This window comes from Cecembia calidifontis, assembly GCF_004216715.1.
Lineage (GTDB): Bacteria > Bacteroidota > Bacteroidia > Cytophagales > Cyclobacteriaceae > Cecembia_A > Cecembia_A calidifontis.
In genome coordinates, this window is the sequence record NZ_SGXG01000001.1 from 2,067,927 (window position 1) to 2,090,261 (window position 22,335).

Annotated in this window: 21 protein-coding genes and 2 pseudogenes; 12 read left to right on the forward strand and 11 right to left on the reverse strand. The window is 40.7% G+C overall.

The annotated features are described in order from the left end of the window. Positions 1-117: 117 nt before the first annotated feature. Both BC751_RS09045 and BC751_RS09050 read right to left on the reverse strand, forming a co-directional pair. Positions 118-1,170 (reverse strand): alkane 1-monooxygenase, encoded by a 1,053-nt coding sequence (locus BC751_RS09045; RefSeq protein ID WP_130275266.1) that lies wholly within the window; start codon positions 1,168-1,170, stop codon positions 118-120. 149 nt (positions 1,171-1,319) lie between these two features. Then, positions 1,320-2,435 (reverse strand): family 10 glycosylhydrolase, encoded by a 1,116-nt coding sequence (locus tag BC751_RS09050; RefSeq protein WP_130275267.1) that lies wholly within the window; start codon positions 2,433-2,435, stop codon positions 1,320-1,322. Between the two features lie 107 nt (positions 2,436-2,542). Between BC751_RS09050 and BC751_RS09055 the strand changes: the two genes are divergently transcribed. From BC751_RS09055 to BC751_RS09065, 3 genes are all read left to right on the forward strand, one after another. Continuing rightward, positions 2,543-3,109, forward strand: coding sequence for a P-loop nucleotide/nucleoside kinase family protein (locus tag BC751_RS09055; protein ID WP_130275268.1), 567 nt, complete (start codon positions 2,543-2,545; stop codon positions 3,107-3,109). After that, positions 3,096-4,100: a phosphotransferase gene (locus BC751_RS09060; protein ID WP_130275269.1), complete on the forward strand. Its 1,005-nt coding sequence runs from the start codon at positions 3,096-3,098 to the stop codon at positions 4,098-4,100. The genes BC751_RS09055 and BC751_RS09060 overlap by 14 nt, the downstream gene beginning before the upstream one ends. A 179-nt stretch (positions 4,101-4,279) precedes the next feature. After that, a complete protein-coding gene (locus BC751_RS09065; RefSeq protein ID WP_130275270.1) occupies positions 4,280-4,618 on the forward strand; it encodes a CPBP family intramembrane glutamic endopeptidase in 339 nt (112 codons plus the stop codon). A 168-nt stretch (positions 4,619-4,786) separates the two neighbouring features. Here the strand turns inward: BC751_RS09065 and BC751_RS09070 are convergent, their stop codons facing one another. The 3 genes from BC751_RS09070 to BC751_RS09080 all read right to left on the reverse strand — a co-directional run bounded on the left by BC751_RS09070 (position 4,787) and on the right by BC751_RS09080 (position 7,567). Then, the gene (locus BC751_RS09070) at positions 4,787-5,233 is read right to left on the reverse strand and encodes a type II toxin-antitoxin system VapC family toxin (protein WP_130275271.1); all 447 of its coding nucleotides are present in this window, start codon (positions 5,231-5,233) and stop codon (positions 4,787-4,789) included. Further along, complete coding sequence (locus BC751_RS09075) at positions 5,230-5,478, reverse strand: DUF6364 family protein (protein WP_130275272.1); 249 nt, start codon at positions 5,476-5,478, stop codon at positions 5,230-5,232. The genes BC751_RS09070 and BC751_RS09075 overlap by 4 nt, the downstream gene beginning before the upstream one ends. A gap of 94 nt (positions 5,479-5,572) precedes the next feature. Next, positions 5,573-7,567: a urocanate hydratase gene (locus tag BC751_RS09080; RefSeq protein WP_130275273.1), complete on the reverse strand. Its 1,995-nt coding sequence runs from the start codon at positions 7,565-7,567 to the stop codon at positions 5,573-5,575. Positions 7,568-7,768: 201 nt separating this feature from the next. Between BC751_RS09080 and BC751_RS09085 the strand changes: the two genes are divergently transcribed. Further along, positions 7,769-8,971 carry an IS4 family transposase gene (locus tag BC751_RS09085; protein WP_165389799.1) on the forward strand — a complete coding sequence of 401 codons (1,203 nt, stop codon included), beginning with the start codon at positions 7,769-7,771 and terminating at the stop codon, positions 8,969-8,971. Positions 8,972-9,193: 222 nt separating this feature from the next. On the opposite strand, the gene hutI is transcribed toward BC751_RS09085, so the two are convergent. Both hutI and BC751_RS09095 read right to left on the reverse strand, forming a co-directional pair. Then, entirely contained in the window at positions 9,194-10,438 is a 1,245-nt protein-coding gene (hutI, locus tag BC751_RS09090) for an imidazolonepropionase (protein ID WP_130275274.1), read from the reverse strand. Between the two features lie 558 nt (positions 10,439-10,996). Further along, complete coding sequence (locus tag BC751_RS09095) at positions 10,997-12,178, reverse strand: IS4 family transposase (protein WP_130273808.1); 1,182 nt, start codon at positions 12,176-12,178, stop codon at positions 10,997-10,999. A gap of 347 nt (positions 12,179-12,525) precedes the next feature. Here BC751_RS09095 and BC751_RS09100 point away from each other — a divergent pair, with 347 nt between their 5' ends. Both BC751_RS09100 and BC751_RS09105 read left to right on the forward strand, forming a co-directional pair. Continuing rightward, a complete protein-coding gene (locus BC751_RS09100; protein WP_130275275.1) occupies positions 12,526-12,726 on the forward strand; it encodes a hypothetical protein in 201 nt (66 codons plus the stop codon). A gap of 99 nt (positions 12,727-12,825) precedes the next feature. Beyond that, positions 12,826-14,133 (forward strand): IS1380 family transposase, encoded by a 1,308-nt coding sequence (locus BC751_RS09105; protein ID WP_130273823.1) that lies wholly within the window; start codon positions 12,826-12,828, stop codon positions 14,131-14,133. Between the two features lie 323 nt (positions 14,134-14,456). Here BC751_RS09105 and BC751_RS09110 read toward each other — a convergent pair whose 3' ends face one another. Beyond that, a complete protein-coding gene (locus BC751_RS09110; protein WP_130273825.1) occupies positions 14,457-15,293 on the reverse strand; it encodes an IS3 family transposase in 837 nt (278 codons plus the stop codon). Further along, positions 15,290-15,583, reverse strand: coding sequence for a transposase (locus BC751_RS09115; protein WP_130273826.1), 294 nt, complete (start codon positions 15,581-15,583; stop codon positions 15,290-15,292). The genes BC751_RS09110 and BC751_RS09115 overlap by 4 nt, the downstream gene beginning before the upstream one ends. Before the next feature lie 144 nt (positions 15,584-15,727). Here BC751_RS09115 and BC751_RS09120 point away from each other — a divergent pair, with 144 nt between their 5' ends. Then, complete coding sequence (locus tag BC751_RS09120; protein WP_130275276.1) at positions 15,728-16,174, forward strand: hypothetical protein; 447 nt, start codon at positions 15,728-15,730, stop codon at positions 16,172-16,174. A 132-nt stretch (positions 16,175-16,306) separates the two neighbouring features. On the opposite strand, the pseudogene BC751_RS09125 reads toward BC751_RS09120, so the two are convergent. Next, positions 16,307-17,059 (reverse strand): annotated as a pseudogene (locus BC751_RS09125) (IS256 family transposase); the annotation flags it as partial. Between the two features lie 62 nt (positions 17,060-17,121). Here BC751_RS09125 and BC751_RS09130 point away from each other — a divergent pair. Both BC751_RS09130 and BC751_RS09135 read left to right on the forward strand, forming a co-directional pair. Beyond that, on the forward strand, positions 17,122-17,415 hold the full coding sequence (locus tag BC751_RS09130; protein WP_130273826.1) for a transposase: 294 nt from the start codon (positions 17,122-17,124) through the stop codon (positions 17,413-17,415). Beyond that, complete coding sequence (locus BC751_RS09135; protein WP_130273825.1) at positions 17,412-18,248, forward strand: IS3 family transposase; 837 nt, start codon at positions 17,412-17,414, stop codon at positions 18,246-18,248. The genes BC751_RS09130 and BC751_RS09135 overlap by 4 nt, the downstream gene beginning before the upstream one ends. Before the next feature lie 128 nt (positions 18,249-18,376). On the opposite strand, the pseudogene BC751_RS09140 reads toward BC751_RS09135, so the two are convergent. Then, positions 18,377-18,832 (reverse strand): annotated as a pseudogene (locus tag BC751_RS09140) (transposase); the annotation flags it as partial. 296 nt (positions 18,833-19,128) lie between these two features. Here BC751_RS09140 and BC751_RS09145 point away from each other — a divergent pair. Genes BC751_RS09145 through BC751_RS09155 form a run of 3 tightly spaced genes read left to right on the forward strand, consistent with a single transcriptional unit; the run spans position 19,129 to position 22,299 of the window. Then, complete coding sequence (locus BC751_RS09145; protein WP_242617414.1) at positions 19,129-19,617, forward strand: hypothetical protein; 489 nt, start codon at positions 19,129-19,131, stop codon at positions 19,615-19,617. After that, positions 19,617-20,147 carry a TlpA family protein disulfide reductase gene (locus tag BC751_RS09150; RefSeq protein ID WP_130275277.1) on the forward strand — a complete coding sequence of 177 codons (531 nt, stop codon included), beginning with the start codon at positions 19,617-19,619 and terminating at the stop codon, positions 20,145-20,147. The genes BC751_RS09145 and BC751_RS09150 overlap by 1 nt, the downstream gene beginning before the upstream one ends. After that, positions 20,122-22,299, forward strand: a complete 2,178-nt coding sequence (locus BC751_RS09155; protein ID WP_130275278.1) for a peptidase domain-containing ABC transporter — start codon at positions 20,122-20,124, stop codon at positions 22,297-22,299. The genes BC751_RS09150 and BC751_RS09155 overlap by 26 nt, the downstream gene beginning before the upstream one ends. Positions 22,300-22,335 lie beyond the last annotated feature (36 nt).

Here is a 22,335-nt window from a genome sequence, read left to right on the forward strand (position 1 = left end):
CCCTGATCTACTAAGTAGATTTCGTTTACAGTGGAAGTCGATTTTTATTGACATATATAACCACTTATAAAATAATAGGTTCGTTTTATAGCTTTTACAAGCTTTTGGAATTTTAAATTAAGCGAGCTCCAATTGACGGGTTTGATCTTCCAGCCTTTTGTTCATCACCATAAACCAAAGCGGCGGTACCAAAGCCATCAGCATGCTTCCTGGATATCCGGTAGGCAATTGCGGACTTTCCTCCATGTGCCGAAGGATTTGGTATTTTCTGGATGCTAAATAGTGATGGTCTGAATGTCTGGTCAGTTCAAAAAGCACAATCCTTCCCATTTCATGGTCAGAATTCCAGGAATGCTTGGGAAGTACCCGCTCAGGCCTTCCGCTCGGAAGTATCTTCCTTCTCAAGCCATAGTGTTCGATATAATTGATGGTTTCCAATAGAAGTACCCCGATCAATGCTATGGACACAGCATAGGGAAGCATCTTCCAACCAAAAAAGCCCACGATAACAAGGAGGTAGGCAGTTTGGTAAACAGTGAAACGGATCATTGCATTTTCCCAGGAAAAAGTGTTCATTCCTTTTTTGCGCAAGCGTTCGTTTTCCAGTTTCCATGCGCTTAAGTACTGCCCGCTGATGGATCGAATAAAAAAGGTGTATATCCATTCATTTTTTCGGGCGGTGGCAGGATCCTTGTCCGTAGAAACATATTTGTGGTGCCCCCTGTTGTGTTCAATGAAAAAGTGTTGGTAAAGTACGGTCAGTAAACCCGCCTTTGCCAAAAACTGCTCCCATTTATTGGCGCGGTGTCCGAGTTCATGCGCCACATTGATGCCCAATGCGCCTAAGACTACGCCAATACTGAAAGTCAGCCCCAGCCATTCGTAAGTGGCCAACCCCCCTTTTTGTATGGTCTTAAAATAGAAATAAACCAAAACAAAGCAGATAGGCGCGCAGATGTAGAGCAAGATGTCAAAAAAGCGGTTGGACAACCTGCTTTTTTCTTCACTTTCGGAGTAGTTGGTCGTGGAGGCCGGAAAGATAGCATCAAGCAGAGGGAATATACCAAAGGCCAAAATCACCGTGGCCCAGGACCACCATCCCTGCCATAGCAGGGCCAGTACTGCAGACAGCGGTATGGAGTAGGCAAGCAGGTATTTGAGGTCTTTCATTTTGGGGTTGCTATTTTTTGGTAATGTTTAAAGCATATCAAAATGAATCTCAATTTAATTGTATATCAGCCTAAAAGCAAATGATTTGACAATTTCAGGTAAACTGAAGGAGGCCATTAAGATGGGAAATTTTATAAATCAACCCGAGTTTAATCTTTTGAATTTTTATTACGGTAAAATTGCTTAAGCACCTTGATTTTTGCTGGTTCCTGGGCAATAGACTCTGCAGAAAACATCATGATTCCTGATGAGGGGCTTTTGGACCCTTCCATCAATACCCGATGAAATTCCTCTGGACTGACAGTTCCGGGATTGTTGTGGGCTTGTACTATGGGCCAGATAAGGGTGGAAGGGAATTGGTCCAAGTCTGAAGACTTGGACCCTTCAGACTTAAACCCTATACTTTCCCCCAACCAAGTCACATATTCCCCCACCCAGGAGGTTGGTCTGTCTTTCATCCGGTGAAAAAGCATCGGAGATAGTACATCAGCCCTTTGGGCAAGAGCCAAGGGATCAATGCCTAGGGTTTTGTACAAAGCCGAATCATAATCACTCGGATACCAAGAACAGTAAAAAACACCCAACTTGGCCTGAGGCTGTTCTGATTTGACAATCTTGCCCATATCCTCTACCCAGCCATTTAAAATATCCGCCCTCCATTTTCTCCAGGCCTTGTCTTCATGACGAAGGATCCAATGTGCTTTTTCAGCGATACTTTCCCCTGGGATTTCTTGTTTGATTTCCTTTCCAAAAGAAGAAGTACAACGCTCGCAGAAACAGGTTTCGGGTAAGATCGGATCCTTGGTTTCAAACTGTGCATGCCAATGGACATAGTCCAGGAAAATACCGTCAACGGCATACTCTTTCAAAATCTCCCGAAGCTGTTGGGAGCGGAATTCCCTGAAACCGGGATGGATGGGGCATACCCCCATAAACCAGTCTGCCGGAGGAGCCGGCAGGCCTTTTTTATCAATCGGCCACGCATCTGGATGTGCTTCGACATAGCCCTTGCCATTGAGTGTGGGGAATTCCACGTACACTGCTGCGCCCTGCTCTTTGGCAGTTTTGTAGAAATCCAGATTGAGTGAAATGCTTCTGACAAAAACCGCATTGATCCCGAGGGAATCAAAGCGGTAACCCTTATCCAGTAAGGCGGCCGGATGGCCATAGACGCCTTTGATAAAGTCCTTTTCAGTTACTATTTCTGCTTTTTTGGAACAGGAGAAAAAAAGCAGGACAGCCAGCATCAACAAAAAGGGTCTCATAGGGAAGTGGTTTTTAAGTTTTTATTAAGATAAGATGGTTTTTTCTAAAGCCTGTCCAAAGTCATTTGTTTTTTAAAAAACTTGATCGAAATTTCTTTTGGCATTTTATGCAGCGGATTGCATCAGATATCCTATTTTCATTTGAATTGAATGGTATGAGAAAGCGTTTGGTCATCATGGTTATGGGATTACCGGGTTCTGGGAAAACCTTTTTTGCCCGACACTTAAGTCATGCCATTGATGCGGTATATATCGGGAGTGACGAAGTAAGGAGGCAGCTGAGGTTTATGGGGAAATATCAGAATCAATATAAGTTCAAAGTGTATGGAGAGATGCTTGAGCAAGCGGAAAAATACCTGCTCAAAGGAAGCAGGGTAGTTTTAGATGCCACATTCTACCTTAAAGAAATGAGGCTAAAAGTTGCTGAACTTGCAAAAAAGCAAGAGGCCGTACTTATTTCAATATTGGTGGAAGCAGAAGATTCAGTCATAAGGGAAAGGCTTTCCAAACCCAGAGCGGATTCAGAAGCAGATTGGGATGTTTATCAAAAGCTCAAAGGAGAGTTTGAGCCCATGGAAGGCCTTTTCTTATCCCTAAAATCGGATAATGAAAATATAGATACGATGCTCAGACAGACCATCCAATATATCACCTTGCATTATGGAAAATTATGAGGTCAAACAATTGGCTTGGAATGGAATGTATAAGGGGCAAAGGCTTCAAGGGACATTGATAGAAACCAATATTTCCTGGGTAATACTATCGGGTAGAGTCGCTTTTAAAATAAAAAAAGACATTCAGTTTTCATTTTTGGATTATTCCACTTTAAGCAAACGTAAATTTTTTTGTGAAAGAGAGTTGGAGTTGAATGGCAGGTTTTCTTCCATCTATCTTTCTGTAGAACCCATCCGTTACTTCCAGGGACATTGGCATATTGGAGAGGGGCCAGGAAAAATAAGCGATTATGCTGTCCGAATGAAGAGGCTTAGGGCTTCCAAAAAAATGGATGTCATGTTGGAGAAGGGGGAGGTAGCCTTGGAAGACATCCAAGAACTGGCCAAATTGGTAGCAGATTTTCATCAAAGGTCAGCGCTTGTATTCCCGGTTTTTGATTTAGAAAAGGAAAAGGCCCTTTTCAATGACCTGGCAACGGTGAAAGCGATAGCCAACAAAGAACTAGGGGCAGGCCTGCCTGAAAAAATCGATGCTGCGATGGAGCGAAGCAATGCTTTTCTGGAGTTGCATAAGAAAAGGATGGCAGCGCGCATCCGTGAAACCTGGTACAGGGATACCCATGGTGACCTGCACACCGGGAATATTTTTCTTTACCGGAAACCCATCTTGTTTGATTGTATTGAATTCAATGATAGTTTCAGGCAGACCGATTTGCTTTATGAACTGGCCTTTTTGTGTATGGACTTGGAATTTTATGGGAGGAAAGACCATTCTGAGGCATTGTTAAGGACCTACAGGAAAAAAATAGACCCTTTTGTCCAGGATGCCGACTGGCAGATTTTTCATTATTACAAGGCCTTGCGGGCCAATGTCCGGGCAAAAGTTAACTTTTTAACTGCCCAATCGGATAGGGAGGCGGGGGCAAAGCTAAGCGATGTGAAGAAGGCAAAAGGATACCTGGAATTGATGTTTGAGTACTTGGAAATATAAATCTTTGCCTTTGTAAAATTATTATCCGATTAATTAAACGGATAAGTTAAAGTCCAAACAGAGAAATTGCTTGGCCCATTTTTATTTTTCCTGACTTCGACAGTTGTCAGTCCCATTTTAATTTAAAGTACTGACATTTAGTTAATTGCATTTTTTGTTTTTCTGATTTGGGTGTCCCAGTGTCGAAGTCAGGAGAAGTAATCAGCTACTTTCTTGGAGGGATCATGTATGGCTACGCATTTTTGAAATTCCAGACGGTGTGGGTTCCCATAGCTATCCATTTTTTCTGGAATTTTATCCAAGGACCTGTATCGGGATTCCACGTTTCCGGAACGGAACGGGAGGGGCTACTTAAGCTTGAGATTGTTCCTGACATGTTTTTTAATGGAGGTGATCAAGGTCCGGAAGGAAGTGTTTTGGGGATTTTACTACGCTTGGTGATTTTTTTGATGATCTATTTAATTCCTAGGGGTTTTGAAAATCATGGGTTTTTAAAGTTTAAAGAATATATTCCGTAATAAAAAACTTGGCAAACAAACTTGTTGTATGATGAAAAAAGTAACCCAAGTCTCCTTGGTATTGGTTTTTCCATTCTGGATCAATGCGGGAGTGATTTAATTTTTGAAACAAAATAGTCGGAAATCAATAGTAAACATTGAAGTAGCACTTGGATTCATAGTGCTTACTTATTTCTTTTTTGCTTTATTAAAAGAAAACATTTTTAAAAATTCAATCGGGCTCATTACAGTTAAAGCACTTTTCTGGTAATCTTTTGTGTTTCTGGTGATGATAATGGAGATTTTATTGTGCTGTTCTGCTGAGAAGTTTTGTAAAGCATCCTCAAAATCATTGAAGTTTGAGTCTAAAGCGCTGAGAATTGTTTTTTTATCAATGATTGCAATGTCAAAAAGAATATTGGTAAGAAGGTTTCTGAAATGGGATTGTACCTGTTGGTGAGACATTCCCAAACGCCTGAGGAGGTAATACAGATTGCTTAGAATAACCGGAGTGGTATAACCATGGATTTCTTTTTTTTCGCATAATTCGAGAATTTGAATTGCTTCTTTAGAAAATGGTTCACGGTTAGCCATCGCATCTAAGATGATGTCTGAATCCAAAAGAATAGCCTTCATTTTTTAAGATATTTTTCTGCTATTGCCTCTTCCAATTCTTTTTTATAGTCAAAATTTGGTGGCAGTTTCACTACCCCAACTAGTTTTTTGACATTAGGGGATAGCTCGTTATGTTTTTTTTCTTTTGGAAGTGTTTTAAGATAATTTTCAATAATTCCTGACAGACTTTTGCCCTGTTCTTTTGCAAAAGCTTTTGCTTCTTCGATAACAGCTTTATCTATTGTCAGAGTTAATTTAGTATTCATGACACACGTGTTTTTTATTAGTTAAATATACGTGTTTTTGAACATTGGGATGTAAAAATTTATAAAATGATTTTTGAAGTGCTTAAAATAATTCTCAAAACTCCAACAAATCCTCGTCCACCATCTCCGGAAGCGTTACTTTCAATCCAGGCGTTCTTTCCATCTCTCTTTTAATGGCAAACAAAGCCTCCTGATTTCTGGCCCATGCCCTGCGGGAAATGCCGTTGTTAACGTCATAGAAAAGCATGGATTGGAGTCTGCGGTCAGCTTCTTTACTGCCATCGAGTAGCATACCGAAACCTCCATTGATAACCTCACCCCAGCCTACGCCGCCACCATTGTGGATGGAGACCCAAGTAGCCCCACGGAAACTATCACCGATCACATTGTGGATGGCCATGTCGGCAGTAAACTTACTGCCATCATAGATGTTGCTCGTTTCCCGGAAAGGGGAGTCTGTACCGCTGACATCATGATGATCCCTTCCCAAAACGACAGGTGCAGAGAGTTCTCCTGCTTCAATTGCCCTATTAAAGGCTTGTGCGATTTTAATGCGTCCTTCGGCATCTGCGTAGAGAATACGGGCCTGTGAACCCACCACCAACTTGTTTTTGCCAGCTTCCTCTATCCATTGGATATTATCCTGCATCTGTTGTTGGATTTCAGCCGGGGCGGTGGCTTTAATCTCTTTCATGACTTCGAGTGCAATCTGATCGGTTTTCTCCAAATCTTCCTGTTTTCCAGAAGTACAAACCCATCTAAATGGTCCAAACCCATAATCAAAACACATGGGCCCCAAGATATCCTGCACATAGGAAGGATAGCGGAAGTCAATGCCATTTTCGGCTATTACCTCAGCCCCTGCACGGGAAGCTTCCAATAGGAAAGCATTTCCATAGTCAAAGAAATACATGCCCTTGGCTGCATGTCGATTGACCGCAGCGGCATGCCGACGTAGGGATTCCTGAACTTTGGATTTGAAGTTTTCTGGGTCCTTGGCCATTAGGATATTGGCCTCCTCGAAACTCAAATCCACGGGATAATACCCCCCAGCCCAAGGATTGTGCAGGGAGGTCTGATCTGAACCAAGTTCCACGGTGATATTTTCCTCATCAAACTTCTCCCATACATCCACCACATTGCCCAGATAGGCAATGGATACCACTTCTTGATTTTCTTGAGCCTTTCTTACCCTTGCGACCAATGCATCCAAATCATCTATCAATTCATCTACCCAACCTTGTTCATGCCTTTTATGAGCGGCTTTGGGGTTGACTTCTGCACAGACGGTGATGCAGCCTGCGATATTCCCTGCTTTCGGTTGGGCGCCAGACATTCCTCCTAGCCCCGCTGTCAGAAAAACTTTTCCTTTAGGATTGTTACCTGCACCCAATTTTTTCCTAAAAGCATTCATCACCGTGATGGTCGTACCGTGTACGATCCCCTGTGGGCCAATATACATGTAGGAACCTGCGGTCATCTGCCCGTATTGGGTGACGCCGAGTGCATTGTATTTCTCCCAATCATCCGGTTTGGAATAATTGGGGATCATCATGCCGTTGGTGACTACCACCCTTGGGGCTTCCTTAGAGGAAGGGAAAAGGCCCATAGGATGACCGGAATACATGTGGAGGGTCTGTTCATCTGTCATTTCGGACAGGTATTGCATGGTCAGCAGGTACTGGGCCCAGTTTTGGAATACGGCCCCGTTTCCACCGTAGGTAATCAGTTCTTGTGGGTGTTGGGCTACAGCTGGGTCCAGGTTATTTTGGATCATCAACATAATGGCCGCTGCCTGTTGGCTTTTGGCGGGGTATTCCGAAATCGGTCTTGCGTACATTTCATAGTCCGGCATAAAGCGATACATGTAAATCCTCCCGTATTCCTGCAATTCTTCAAAAAACTCCTTTGCCAATTCCGCATGCCAGGCTTTAGGGAAATAACGAAGCGCATTCCTTACCGCCAACTTTTTCTCTTCCATGCTCAGAATATCCTTGCGCTTGGGTGCATGTGAAAAATCAGGGTTGGGCTGTTTTTTGGGGGGTAGGGTGGTGGGGATACCTTGGGTTATTTGGTCTTGGAAGGTCATGATTGATTTTTTTGTTTTGGATTCTAAAATGCTGAATTAATGCCGTTTAGTTAGTGGTTAATTAACTGAAATTCATTATATTAGAGGTATAAAATAAGGCTTCCGAAAGCAGGGAGTGCTGGAAGCCTTAAAACTTTAATTGTAAATGAATTCAAGTTAAAACTAAGTTATGAAAAATTTATCATCGAAAGTAGGACTTCGGTGAAAGATTTTCTTCGTGACCGTTTCTTTTCCTTTGAAGTTCTTGTGCTTTTTATTTTGTCAAAGAGCAACAAAGGACTTAATATCTGCCTTGAAGAGTTTTTTGGGGAATCTTCCTTATCGCCCACTAAAAGTGCATTTACCCAGGCCAGGAAAAAACTGTGCTATACAGTTTTTAAAAAGCTTAACGGTTTGATCTGCAGTCTTTTTTACCAACATGCAAAGTTCAAGAAATGGAAGGGGCATAGGGTGCTTTCTGTTGATGGTTCAACACTTGAACTCCCGGATCATCCCTCCATGTCAGAGAAGTTCAGCTATCATGGTTTTGGGCCCAATGCGGATGCGGGACATTACATGAGCAGGATATCTTACCTGTATGATGTTTACAACGGCCTTGTACTGGATGCCGGTATGGAAAGCTACACCACTTCGGAAGCCACCCTATGTCATGCCCATCTTGGACATATTAAAGAAGGGGATCTTCTTGTGTGCGACAGGTATTATGCATCACTGAGACTTTTTTTCGAATTGAAAGGAAAAGGGGCCGACTTTCTTTTCAGGATGAAAGACAATTGGTGGAAATGTGTCGAAGATTTTTCCCGAAGTAGTTCCTCTGATGCGGAATATACATTAATACTCCCTCCAAAATACAGATGGCTGCTTGAAAAGTATCCCTCGTTATCCCAAACCATGACCGTAAGACTGATCAAGAAAAAGAATAAGAAGGGTAAGATTTCAATATATGCGACTTCGCTGTTGGACAGGAAAAAATATACAGCCTCCTCTCTAATAAACCTGTACAAACAGAGATGGGGAATAGAAGAAGCATATAAACTGATCAAATCAAGACTTGAAGTATCTGATTTTTCCGGCAAAACAGCATGGGCGGTCCAGCAGGACTTCTATGCTAAGACCCTGATCATATCACTCTGCAATATTCTTTGCTATGATGTGGAGCCAAAAACCAAAACAGGACGGACATCAAAGTCAGCAAGGACCTTGATAATCAATAAAACTTATGCATTGTCAAAAACAAAATCCCTGATTCTTAAAATCAGAGATTTAATTGGTGAATTGGAGCAGATTATCCAGAAATATGTAAAGAAAATCGCTTCCAAAATAGAATATTCAAGAAGAAACCAGGTATTCAAGCGGAAATTCAGAGCTAAACTGAAATACTCAATGAATTACAAATCTATTTAATCACATTCCTTAACTTAACGGCATTAAATGCTGAATTAAGAATTAATGAATGCTACTGAATTGGGCTTCACCTTGTCATTTCGACGCAAGGAGAAATCTATTGCCAACCTGAGATTAAATAGACCTCTCCTATCGTCGAGGTGACAAGGAGAACTTATTTCCACAATATTTCGCCAAAGGCTTATTTCAACTATATTTCCATTTATTTCTACCATATTTCAATTAAACCTTAACCCCATTTTTAAAAGCCATACTAGGTTTAAGTTTCCCCTGCTGATAAGTTATCTCCCGATAATCGGCTGTGGGGAATAGGACGATATCGGCCAACATGCCAGGATTCAATTGTCCTCGGTCATGAAGGTTCAGGGCTGCTGCGGCTCTTGTGGTGATGCCTGCCAAGACTTCTGCATTGCTGAGTTTCTCGAAAGTGCCCAATACAGCAGCTTGCATGAGCAAATCGCCCATGGGAGCTGAACCGGGATTCCAGTCAGAGGCGATGGCTAGGGAAGCACCAGCATCTAGTAGTTTTCGAGCGGGAGTGTAGGCTACGCCCAAACCCATGGATGCTCCTGGTAAGGCCACAGCTATGGTGTCTGAATTTGCCAATAATTGGATTTCCTTATCTGTACTCGCTTCCAGATGGTCTGCTGAGATAGCGCCGAAGTTGATGGCTACCTGCGAACCACCAGTATGGAACTGGTCCGAATGTACGGTGATGTCGAAGCCCATTTCTTTGGCCTTTTGGAAGTAGGAATGTATATCTTCCGGAGTGAAAGCCGTATCCTCAATAAAGGCATCGATGCGATTGGCTAAGCCTTCCGCCTTTAAAACAGGAAAAACTTCATCACTTATGCTTTTCAAATAGTCCCTTTGTGCTCCCTGAAAGTCTTTGGGTGGAATATGGGCAGCGAGGCAGGTTGGGATAAGGTCTGCATAGGTGCTTTCATTGGCTTCTTGAATGGCTCGGAACATTTTGAGTTCTTCGGCTACAGAGAGTCCATAACCACTCTTGACTTCAATGGTGGTGATACCGTCTTTCAGGTGCCTGTTGGCTCGCTGAACAGTCAATTGAACCAGCTTTTCCTGTTTGGCTTTCCGGGTTTGGGTGACGGTATCCCAGATGCCTCCTCCAGCTTTGGCGATTTCCAGATAAGATTTACCGGCATTGCGCATGGCGTAGTCTTGGGCCCGTGAACCTGCAAAACAAATATGCGTATGGCAATCGATCAGGCCGGGTAAAGCCACAAAGTCTCCTTTGAGATTCACCATTTCGGCACCAATGGATTGAGCTTCAGGGTACAGGTCCCAATAGTTACCGACCTGATGAATTTTATCGTTTTTGATCAGGATGCCTGCTTCAGAAATGATGTCCAGCTGTTCATCTTTAAGCGCTCCTTTCAAGGGAAGTCCTGCCATGGTGATTGCTTGGCGAATGGGTCCGATAAGGGTATGTTTGATGGTTTGCATATTCATATTTTTTAATGCCACAAAGGCACTAAGGCACTATGGTTTGGTTTTTGGCTCGCAAAGGCGCAAAGGCACAAAGGTTGGTGCAAGACAGGGTATATGATTTGTTCATCTAGCATTTCATTCTTTTCATATGCCACGAAGGCACAAAGACACAAAGGTTTGGTTTTTGGCTCGCAAAGCCGCAAAGTCGCAAAGGTTGGCGCAAGGCAGGGTATGTGATTTGCTCATCTAGCATTTTATTGTTTAAATCTTATTATTGAGTTATATTTCCTTTGTGTCTTAGCGTCTTTGTGGCTTTTTTACAAAAGTACCCAAATCCCTTCATAATCTTCCATACCAATTTATTCAATAAGTAATAACCTGGAGTAATTTTTAAAAATTAGTGATAGAAGGTAAATGATTATTTTGATTTGAAATCTTACGCTATCCGATTATTAGTATAAATATTATTATTTCTAAAAAAAAAGTGTATTTAAATTAAATTGTACTCAATGCTGTCCTAAATAATTTACAAGACAGATGTTTAGCTGTGTTTCTGCAATTTCTATTGTGATTTTATCTGTAATCCGGAAATAGAACCCCCTGTTGGCTTTTTTGAGGAGGTTTTTCATGGTCTTCAAAGGGTTTGTCCAGCCACTTTTGCAGCTCTATTTTAACGAATATGTTCAGTCTGATAAATGCAACCAGATTGGACAGATGCCATCCGAATTTAGCGGTTGCCTTCATCACTTTTAGGAGCAGAATGGTGATCAGCGCGGTCCATATCTGGATCATCACGGCATTTTTCGATGTTCCGATAAAGGTTTTGATATGGAGTAACTGCTTGATGTCCCTGAAGAAGATCTCAATCTCCCATCGGCACCGGTAAAGATCACCGATTGTCTTTGCTGACCATTTGAAGTTATTGGTAATCAGTTCGACGGTCTGTCGGTTTTTTTCGTCCCATACAGCCACTCTTCTGAGTTTTCCGGGGTACTTCACTTTTGACTGCGGGTTTACCAGTTCAATTTCTTCGTCTATCAGTACTTCCTGTGCAGTATTTTCAGGGAGTCGACGTTCATTGATTGTGCTGAACTTAAGGTTATCCTTGTGCCTTATGACGAAAAAGACCCCCTTGCTGTCCCAAATGTTGAGCATCGGAAAGTCATTGTAATAGCGGTCCGCCACTATAACGGATCCTTTCTCCAAAGGAATATCATAAGCGCCTTTATTGTCTGCCATACTTCCTTCTGTAATATTCACATAAACAGGGAGTTTCCCGTCATAGTCCAGAAGCGTATGCATCTTTACAGCACCCTTTTTGGTCCTGAAGGTTGCCCAGTCAAACATCGAAAGGCAAAGACTTACCACCGTGGAGTCGAGCAGATAGACGGGAGCCTTGATCCGTAGTTTTACCCTGCTCAGGGACGCCTGCTGTCCTAAATGCTTCAGAAGCCCGTAATACAGCTCCTTGAACAGGTCAGAGTCCCTGCGCTTGTTCTGATAACTGATACTGGACTTGGATGGTGCCTTGGCAATCCCCAGATGGTTGAGGTTCCCCGTGGCCGAACGCAGGCCGTTTGAAATATCCCTTACAGAAGTACTTTTGGCAAAATGGCAAAAAAGCATGGAAACCAAATGCGTCCAGCTGTCAAAGCCTTTGCAGCCCTTGTCCGTTTGCTTCTCTTCAACCAGTTTCTTGAAAATTGAACGCTCGATTTTTTTAATAATCTGAGAAAACAATGTAATATTACTCATGGGAGGTTTATGTTTTTTGGTGCAAACCCAAAATAGCTATTTTGGGCAAAAAACCAGACCTCTCATATTTTATTTAGGACGGTATTGAATTGTACTCTAATTTTTTTTCCTAAACTATAAAAAAAGTTTATTATTTTGGAAAACCCATGTTCAATTACTAATTCTTTGGTTTTTCGGAGGGGGGGGGTAAACTAATTTTTAAAAGATTATTTTGAAAATCACAATTAGAATAGTACAATTTACATTAAGTGTAAGGTTATCAATGCCTAATGATTTTGGATCATAATCTTTATTTTCTTAGTTTCATTCATGTTTTAATTATTATTCACATTTAAATTTTAAAAATCATGGAAAGATTAGACATGGAAAAAATGGAGAATCTGGTCGGTGGATCGGATTATTGTGACACAGCTTGGTTGTTGCTTAGTGGTGGTGGATTTCAGGGCAGCGATGAATTATATTTAATCTTAGCTGAATCTTATATAATACTCCCCATTTGTTGGACCAAAAGTATCAGTTGCTACCTTAAATCCGCAGGGCGGATTTAAAAAAAGCCGAAAAAGTGGCTGAATTTATTCAATTCAGGCTTTTCCGGCTCGTTTTTTTTTCACTTATTTAGGTGTTACCACACATCCTTGATAAGCGGTATGAAAATTACGAATTCGACAGAAAAAATCACACCTTTCGGAGGTTTTAATTTTGTTTTTAACTCTTTCAAAAATTCTGGTCTCCCAGAACTCATTGATAATCAATTGGGGGTTAGAGCCTTAAGGGGAGGGTTTTCATACAGTGACATTTTCGCCAATCATATGGCTATTTTCTTTAATGGTGGCGACTGTACTGAAGATATCAATGTTCACTTGAGAGACGCACTTGAACAGGTCCCTTCATTTTCAGTATGCAGTGCCGATACAATTCTGAGAGGTATCAAAGAGCTTGCTGTTGATACAGAACTCTTTATAAATCCGTCCAGTGGAGTAAGCCATGAATTTAATATCAATGGAAAACTCAACAGCTTGTTGTTAAAATCAGCTTGTAAGACCGGATTACTCAAGTCAGGTGTTGCTTACGACCTCGATTATGACAACACCGTCATTCCAACTGAAAAGTACGATTCAAAAAAGACATATAAACACGTCTATGGATATCAGCCAGGTGTAGCTTCCATAGCACATCCTGAATTTTCACAGGCCATTCCTGTGTACGTAGAGGGCAGAAATGGCAACAGTCAGGCCAAATATTTGCAGGCTGATACACTTACACGCATGTTTGGGCAGCTTACCAATGAAAATATCCGTATCGGAAGGTTCAGAGCCGATTCAGCATCCTATCAGGAAGAAGTTCTCCGCACACTGGAAGCACATACCGAAAGCTTTTATATACGGGCAAACAGATGTGCCAAACTGGATAATATCCTTGGAAGTATAGCCCCTGAGAAGTGGCAGAAAATACGTTTGGGTGTACAGGAAATGGAAGTTACTGACCTATCCGACTACAAACCTTTCGGTAAAGACAGGTCTTACAGGCTGGTCATTACCAGAATCAGGCGTAAAGACGGGCAGGCAGATGTGTTTAGTGGAGATGCATTTACTTACAGGGCTATTCTGACCAATGAACATACATCGTCCAATGAAGCTGTTGTAAGGTTTTATAACGCCCGGGGTGCAAGCGAACGCTTGTTTGATGTACTCAACAATGACTTTGGCTGGTCTAAGTTGCCCTGTTCGTTCCTTGCAGAGAATACCTCCTTTATGCTTATGACGGCTATGTATGCCAATTTTTACACCTATATCATTGGAGAGTATTCCAGAAAAGTTGATTGGCTTAAGCCTACCGACAGGCTCAAGAAGTTTATCTTCAGATTTATCACTGTTTCAGCCAAGTGGATAAGAACGGGAAGAAGAGAAGTGCTCAAACTGTTCACGAGTAAGGATTACAAGCCGATTTTGAACTAAATTCAGATAAAAACCCCTCAGGAGCTCAAAAAATAAAGATTTACAGGGAAGAGGTATGCCTTTTCCATTAAAATTGAGGAAAAAAACCGTCCATTTTATCCTCAAACCTAAAATCCATTGTCTCAAAACTATGAACACTCTTCAATCAAAGGGAAGAAATTCCCGAACTAGACCAAAAATGAACACAAACAAGCAGATTCAAATCTCCAAACTAAAATCCTGCGGATTTTAGGTGCTAAGTTAATTTATTTATTTGTTAATATATCCTTAGTTGTCCTATTTCCCAAGGGGACCCTTGGGAAATAAGACAACTAACTTTTGCTTTATGCTGCTTTTTGGGTTGCCCCAAAATACCTTTCCCCGGGCTTCTCCCTGGTGGTATGATGGACCTTTTGGTTGTAATATTCAATATACTTTTTGACACCTTTGAGCAGGTCATAACCGTCCTCGCTTGGGTTCAGATAGATGTAATCATACTTGATCGACTTCCAGAACCTTTCAATATATACATTGTCCAAAGCCCTTCCCTTTCCGTCCATTGATACTTTGATATCCAGCCCTTCAAGGTAATTGATCCATAAGGCTGATGTGTACTGGCTTCCCTGATCGGAATTGACTATCTCTGGCTTACCATATTCTCTGATGGCCTCTTCGATTACCTGCTTACACCATTTGGCGTCCTGACTGTTGGATATACCCCATGACAGTATCCTTCTGCTGTAAACATCCATGACTGCGGTCAGGAACATAAACCCCTTCTGCATCGGAATGTAGGTGATATCGGTTACCCACACTTGGTTGGGTCTTTCAATCTTTAAGTTCCTGAGAAGATAAGGCCTGATATATTCACGCAAACCGGATTTGGTAAGGTTCTTCCTCCTGTAAAGGGTTTCCCTGCCCATCAGCCTGAAAAGCCTCCTGATGCGCTTTGGGCCGACAACGAAGCCCAGTCCTGTCAACAGATAGACCATCGACACAACGCCTTCAGTAGGGTGATCGGTAAGATGCCTGTCCATGATTCCCATAAGTTTCAGATTGACCTCGTTTTCCCCTTTTGGTTTGTAATATAGACTGCTTCGGGGAACCTCCAATACTTCACACTGTCTCCTTATAGACAGCCCCTTATAATCAGAACAAATCAATGTCGCCCGATCTTTCATATCCCCAGTTTCTTGCAGCTTTTTTTTAAAAAGTCATTCTCTACTTTTAGCTCTCCGATCTGGGCATAGAGCTGCTCAAGGGCAGGGCCTTCTTCCTTTTTCTTTGAATGCTCCTTTTCAAATACAGCTGACATATTATCCAAAAACTCACCCTTCCACTTGGATATAATCACAGGGCTAACATCGAACTTCTTGGACAATTCAGCCAATGTAAACTGATTCTTGATTGCTTCAAGGGCTACTTTTGCCTTGAACTCAGGAGAAAACTTTCGTCTTGTTTGCTTGTTCATAAGGTTAAATTTAAACAGTTTTTTTTAACTTAACCTCTGGTCTCAATTTTGGGGAGTATTATATTACGACAGACATTGCCAAGACCATAATCCTTAACGATTCATTGCAAGGTGCGATAAGCACCTTGCATAAACTTAATTACAATGAATAAACTCTATATCGTATTCTTGCTTCTTTTTTTTAGTTTAAAACATGAAGAAGATTTGCATGGTCATTGGAGAATGACAAGAAATCAAACATTTGAAAACATACTAACTTCCAAGAATTTTCAAATGAACGACCAAGAACAACAAATAAAACTAGCTGAAACGTTTAGTAAAATAATTGACGGGTACTTTTATGAGTTTAAAAAAGATACCGTAATATTCACTGATTTTAAAGATTCCGAAATTATTCAATTAAAAGGAAAATGGTGGGTTGATAAAGACACACTGTACATTGGGAGATTTGACAAAATAAGTGTTCAAAAATACCTGATTTCCAAGTTGGAGGAAGATGTGTTGCAACTAAGAATCATTATGCCGTCAGATGGTTATGTTTCCAAAAATATCATTGAATTCAAAAGAAATAACAACAATAATAGACGGTAAAGACCTTTTTCTTGATCATGCGTTTAGTAATTGGTAAATCTTTTCTTCGATAGTTAAAAAAATGGTTTATGAAGTTGTTTTTTATTGACACTATCCCGATAAGTGTGTAAACTTCAAATTATGGTTTTATTGTCAGGTATCAAGAAGCCTGACCCTATCACCAAATATAAGCAGGAAACTGTTAAGAATAGCTCCCCAGTCTCTGATAGGCATAGTCCATTTTTTCGATGCTTCTCTTGCAGCCAGGAAAACAGACTTCATTACGGCATCATCTGTCGGGAAAGAGAGCTTGTTTTTGGTGTATTTTCTGATCTTTCCATTGAGATTTTCAATCAGGTTGGTGGTATAGATGATTTTACGGATTTCAGCCGGGTAATCGAAGAAAACGGTGAGTTCATCCCAGTTGTCCCTCCAGCTTTTGATGGCATAAGCGTATTTGGATTCCCATTTTTTGGCAAAATCGTTCAGGGCAGCCCAAGCAGCATCTTTTGTAGGGGCGGTATAAATTTCCTTCATATCCCTTGTAAACGCCCTGCGGTCTTTCCATGCGACATATCTACATGCGTTTCTGATCTGGTGGACGACACATATCTGAGTGACTGATTGGGGGAATGAAGCTTTTATCGTATCAGTAAACCCGTTCAGGTTGTCAGTTGCCGTTATGAGAATATCTTCAACCCCTCTGGCTTTCAGGTCGGTGAGTACCCCCATCCAGAAAGCCGAAGATTCATTCTTGCCAAGCCAAAGGCCTAGGATCTCTTTAAGGCCGTTAGTTCTGAGGCCAACGGCAATATAAACGGTCTTGTTGACCACTTTGGAGTTCTCCCTGACTTTGAAGGATATACCATCCATCCAAACGATCAGGTATACAGGGTCAAGCGGCCTATAATACTCCCCAAAATTGAGACCAGAGGTTAAGTTAAAAAAAACTGTTTAAATTTAACCTTATGAACAAGCAAACAAGACGAAAGTTTTCTCCTGAGTTCAAGGCAAAAGTAGCCCTTGAAGCAATCAAGAATCAGTTTACATTGGCTGAATTGTCCAAGAAGTTCGATGTTAGCCCTGTGATTATATCCAAGTGGAAGGGTGAGTTTTTGGATAATATGTCAGCTGTATTTGAAAAGGAGCATTCAAAGAAAAAGGAAGAAGGCCCTGCCCTTGAGCAGCTCTATGCCCAGATCGGAGAGCTAAAAGTAGAGAATGACTTTTTAAAAAAAAGCTGCAAGAAACTGGGGATATGAAAGATCGGGCGACATTGATTTGTTCTGATTATAAGGGGCTGTCTATAAGGAGACAGTGTGAAGTATTGGAGGTTCCCCGAAGCAGTCTATATTACAAACCAAAAGGGGAAAACGAGGTCAATCTGAAACTTATGGGAATCATGGACAGGCATCTTACCGATCACCCTACTGAAGGCGTTGTGTCGATGGTCTATCTGTTGACAGGACTGGGCTTCGTTGTCGGCCCAAAGCGCATCAGGAGGCTTTTCAGGCTGATGGGCAGGGAAACCCTTTACAGGAGGAAGAACCTTACCAAATCCGGTTTGCGTGAATATATCAGGCCTTATCTTCTCAGGAACTTAAAGATTGAAAGACCCAACCAAGTGTGGGTAACCGATATCACCTACATTCCGATGCAGAAGGGGTTTATGTTCCTGACCGCAGTCATGGATGTTTACAGCAGAAGGATACTGTCATGGGGTATATCCAACAGTCAGGACGCCAAATGGTGTAAGCAGGTAATCGAAGAGGCCATCAGAGAATATGGTAAGCCAGAGATAGTCAATTCCGATCAGGGAAGCCAGTACACATCAGCCTTATGGATCAATTACCTTGAAGGGCTGGATATCAAAGTATCAATGGACGGAAAGGGAAGGGCTTTGGACAATGTATATATTGAAAGGTTCTGGAAGTCGATCAAGTATGATTACATCTATCTGAACCCAAGCGAGGACGGTTATGACCTGCTCAAAGGTGTCAAAAAGTATATTGAATATTACAACCAAAAGGTCCATCATACCACCAGGGAGAAGCCCGGGGAAAGGTATTTTGGGGCAACCCAAAAAGCAGCATAAAGCAAAAGTTAGTTGTCTTATTTCCCAAGGGTCCCCTTGGGAAATAGGACAACTAAGGATATATTAACAAATAAATAAATTAACTTAGCAACTGATACTTTTGGTCCAACAAATGGGGAGTATTATAGCCTGTTTCTCCATGCAACAATATCCTCCGCTACGGCACCGGTAACCCTTGAGATGGTGGAGGAGGAAACATTGATGTCATAAAGCTCCCGGATCTGTTCTTCGATGTCCTGGTTTGACATTCCCTTGGCATACATGGAAATGATCACGTTTTCAACGCCCTCCGCCATGCTTCTGCGTTTGGGCACAAGGGCAGGCTCAAAGCTGCCGTCCCTGTCTCTTGGGACTCTGATTTCAGCTTCCCCAAATGTGTTTTTTATTGTTTTGGTGGAATAGCCGTTCCTTGAATTGGGATTATCGGAATTCTGATGCTTTTCATAGCCAAGATGGGCATCCAGCTCGCCTTCAAGCATTTTCTCAACGGCTCTTTTCTGAAGCTGTTGAAGGAAGGAATTAAGCTCCCCGGCAGTCCTGAACTGCTTGAGGAAGTCATCATTTAGGAGATCTTCTTTTTTCATTTTTGTAATCTGTGTGTTATAAAGGTAAGAAATTGTCCACACACAGACCGGGGGGCGCCTACCGCGGGTTCCTCAAATTCCCTGTGCGATTTCTTCTAAATCACACAGAGAATTTCGAGGTTTAACTTTAACTTCGTAAGTAGTGAAACCAACTTACACAGTTTGTGTCATAGTCCCTTTTTATTCTTATCACATTGGGTTTATCGCTCTCCTTTTATATCAATCAATATTTATTAACAGATCATGTTTTTTATACTCACTTTTCAGAGCAATATTCTTATACCAGAATAGGACAGATGCTTGAATTTAGAGGGAAATGGCTATGGGTAACTTATCTCCTTACCCCTGTGATCACTTTTTTTAAGATCTTAATTCCGGCCAGTTTAGTATATCTGGGGTTTTACCTATCTAATTTGAAGTATCCCTTTTCTGATGTTTTAAAGGCCTGTGTTATTGCAGAGTTTGTATGTTTACTTCCTGTTTTCACCAAGATCTTATGGTTTGAATTTGTAGAGCCAAGCTTCACTTTGGAGGAGTTTAATTCTTTCTATCCTTTATCTCTTTTCAGTCTTTTTGGTTCAAGTTTGTTAGAAAAATGGTTTCATTACCCATTCAAGGCACTAAATGTTTTTGAAATAGGGTATTGGTTTGCCTTGGCAGGAAGTCTGGCTTTTGGGCTAGGTCAAGAATTCAATCAAATGCTTCGTATAGTGGTCTTCTACTATGGATCTTACTTTGTTTGCTGGATACTTTTTGTGGTATTCATTTCTTTGAGTATTTTTTGATGGCAAGGAAAGCATACATACTGACCATTTTGAGTGCTGTTCTTTTACTCAGTATTCTCATCTATAATGGAATTAGGAGGAAGACCTCAATTCTAGAAGCGATCTCAACTATCCCTGAGTTCTATTTTTATGATTCTATAGGAAATATTGTTCCTAAGAAGGAGTTGACACGTTTTAATCCTCCTATTGTTATTTTTTATTTCAATTCAGGCTGTAGTTTATGTAAAGAGGAATTTTACTTTATTGAAAAGCATCTTCAGGAATTTAAAGACGCTCAATTGATTTTTATATCCACAGAAGATTTTGAAGATATTAAACCTTTTGCAGCTGAATTTAACCTTTGGGGTAAGCAGAGGATACATTTTCTTCAGGATAGGGAATTGTTATTTGGTTCATATTTTAATTTGGAGACAGTTCCTTCTACACTTGTTTACGATCATGATGGTGCATTACTAGGCGCCTTTAAAGGAATGATAGCGATCAAAAAAATTATCCAATTAGTACATGATGGATCTCGAAAAGAAAGTTAGGCGATCCCATATCCAACAGTTGGGTAACACAGATTGTGGAGCAACTTGTTTGGCAACCATTGTCAAGTTTTTTGGTGGTGAAGTTTCTTTGGAACATTTGCGGAGGGTGTGTGGAACTACAAGAGAGGGTACTACAATATTGGGGCTTTTTCAGGGAGCAAAGAAGATTGGTCTCGATGCTAGTCCTCTCAAGGCAAAAGAAATTAAAAATCTAAAAGATCTGAATATGCCTGCCATCTTGCATGTGATAATGGATGGAAACAGAAATCACTACATTACCTATTTTGGATATAAGGATAATCTTTTTCTAATCGCTGATCCAGGAGGCGAAGTTTTGTGGGTTGAAGAGGATTATTTAACTAGTATTTGGAAAAGTATGGCTTTGCTTTCCTTAACTCCCAATCAGGATTTTGAATTTTTGGAAAATCTCACAAAAAAGAAAATTCGCTGGCTATATGAGATAATAAAGGAGGACTTTCCTATACTGGGTATTATGGCGTTTTTAGGTTTGATTATGACGGTTTTGGGTCTGTCTGTATCTGTCTTCTCCCAGAAATTGATTGATGAAATACTTCCCAATGCAGATTTCCAAAGACTAACTTTGGGACTTATTCTTGTTTTTGTTTTGCTTTCGGTCCGGTCAATTACAGCGTATATCAGAAGTAAAATCACAGTAAAGCAAAGCACAGCGTTTAATTCAAAAATCGTCTTGGATTTTTATTCAAGGCTCATGAACCTTCGAAAAGAATTCTTTGATAGCCGGAAAACTGGAGATTTTATCAGTAGACTAAACGACACCCAGAGAATTCAACGGACGATTACTTACCTTGCAGGAGATCTTTCAGTTGATTTGCTTTTGATATTAGTTACAACCTTCGCCGTTTTTTCCTACTCAAACCAAATGGGCTATCTGCTTTTGTTTTTTCTACCGCTTTATTTTGCATTAGTGTATACATATTCCAAAAGGCTTAGCACGAAACAAAAGTCGGTGATGAAGGCTTTTGCCATGACAGAAAGTAATTATATAGATACCATACAAGGGATTTCAAGCATCAAAAATTTTGGTAAGGAAAAAAATGTTACAGCGTTGAATAGTGAAATCTACCTTAATTATCAAAATCAGGTTTTTAACTTAGGGATTTTGGGAGCCGGGATGGGTCTGAGTTCTAATTTTTTAGGAGTTGTATTTATGTCAATACTACTTTCTGTAGCATCTTTAATGGTCCTGAGTGAGGCATTGATGCTAGGTGAAATGGTGGCTTTGATTGCCTTCTTTGGAATGATCATCCCTTCGGTGAATAAGTTGGCAATGTCTAATGTACAGATTCAAGAAGCTAAAATAGCCATTGAAAGAATGTTTGAGTTTGGCTTTGCTGAAAATGAGAGGGTTAAAATACAATCAGAAAAATTTGATGTTATTGAGTGTTTACATTTGATAGATATTTATTTTCGATTTACAGGGAGAAAATCACTTTTGAATAACATTAACTTAGAAATAGAAAAAGGGAGATTGACCTGTGTCTTAGGAGAAAGTGGAGGAGGGAAAAGTACTATGCTGCAACTGATACTCAGATTTTATGATTTGGAATCAGGGAAAATTGTAATCAACGGTAAAACAGATATAAAAAATGTAAACCTAATTTCGTGGAGATCCTGTGTAGGGTATGTTGAACAAGAAACTAAAATCTTTAATGGTTCCCTTTTACAGAATATTTGTTTTTTTGATCCTAAAGTGAACGCTGAATCTGTAGTGAATTTTTGCAATGAATATGGTTTGATGAGACTTTTTAATCGTTTACCTGCTGGTTTGGAAACAATAATTGGAGAAGAAGGAATAAACCTTTCCGGTGGTCAAAAACAGTTGGTTTCATTTGCGAGAACCCTTTTTCATAATCCCAAATGCCTGCTTTTGGATGAATTTACTGGAGCGATGGATAAAGAAACCGAAAGTTTTATGTTACAAGTATTGGATGACTTAAAGTATAAAATTCCAATTCTCATTGTTACTCATAAAATTTCTCCAGCTTTAAGGTCTGATTATATTTATATTTTGAAAGATGGAAAAATAATAGAAAAAGGTACCCCAATGGATCTTTTAAAGTCAGAAAATTTGTTATCCAATTCTGTAAAGGAAATTTCAGGTTTTAGTTGAGATGAATGACATAGTCTTGGGCACGTGAACCTGCAA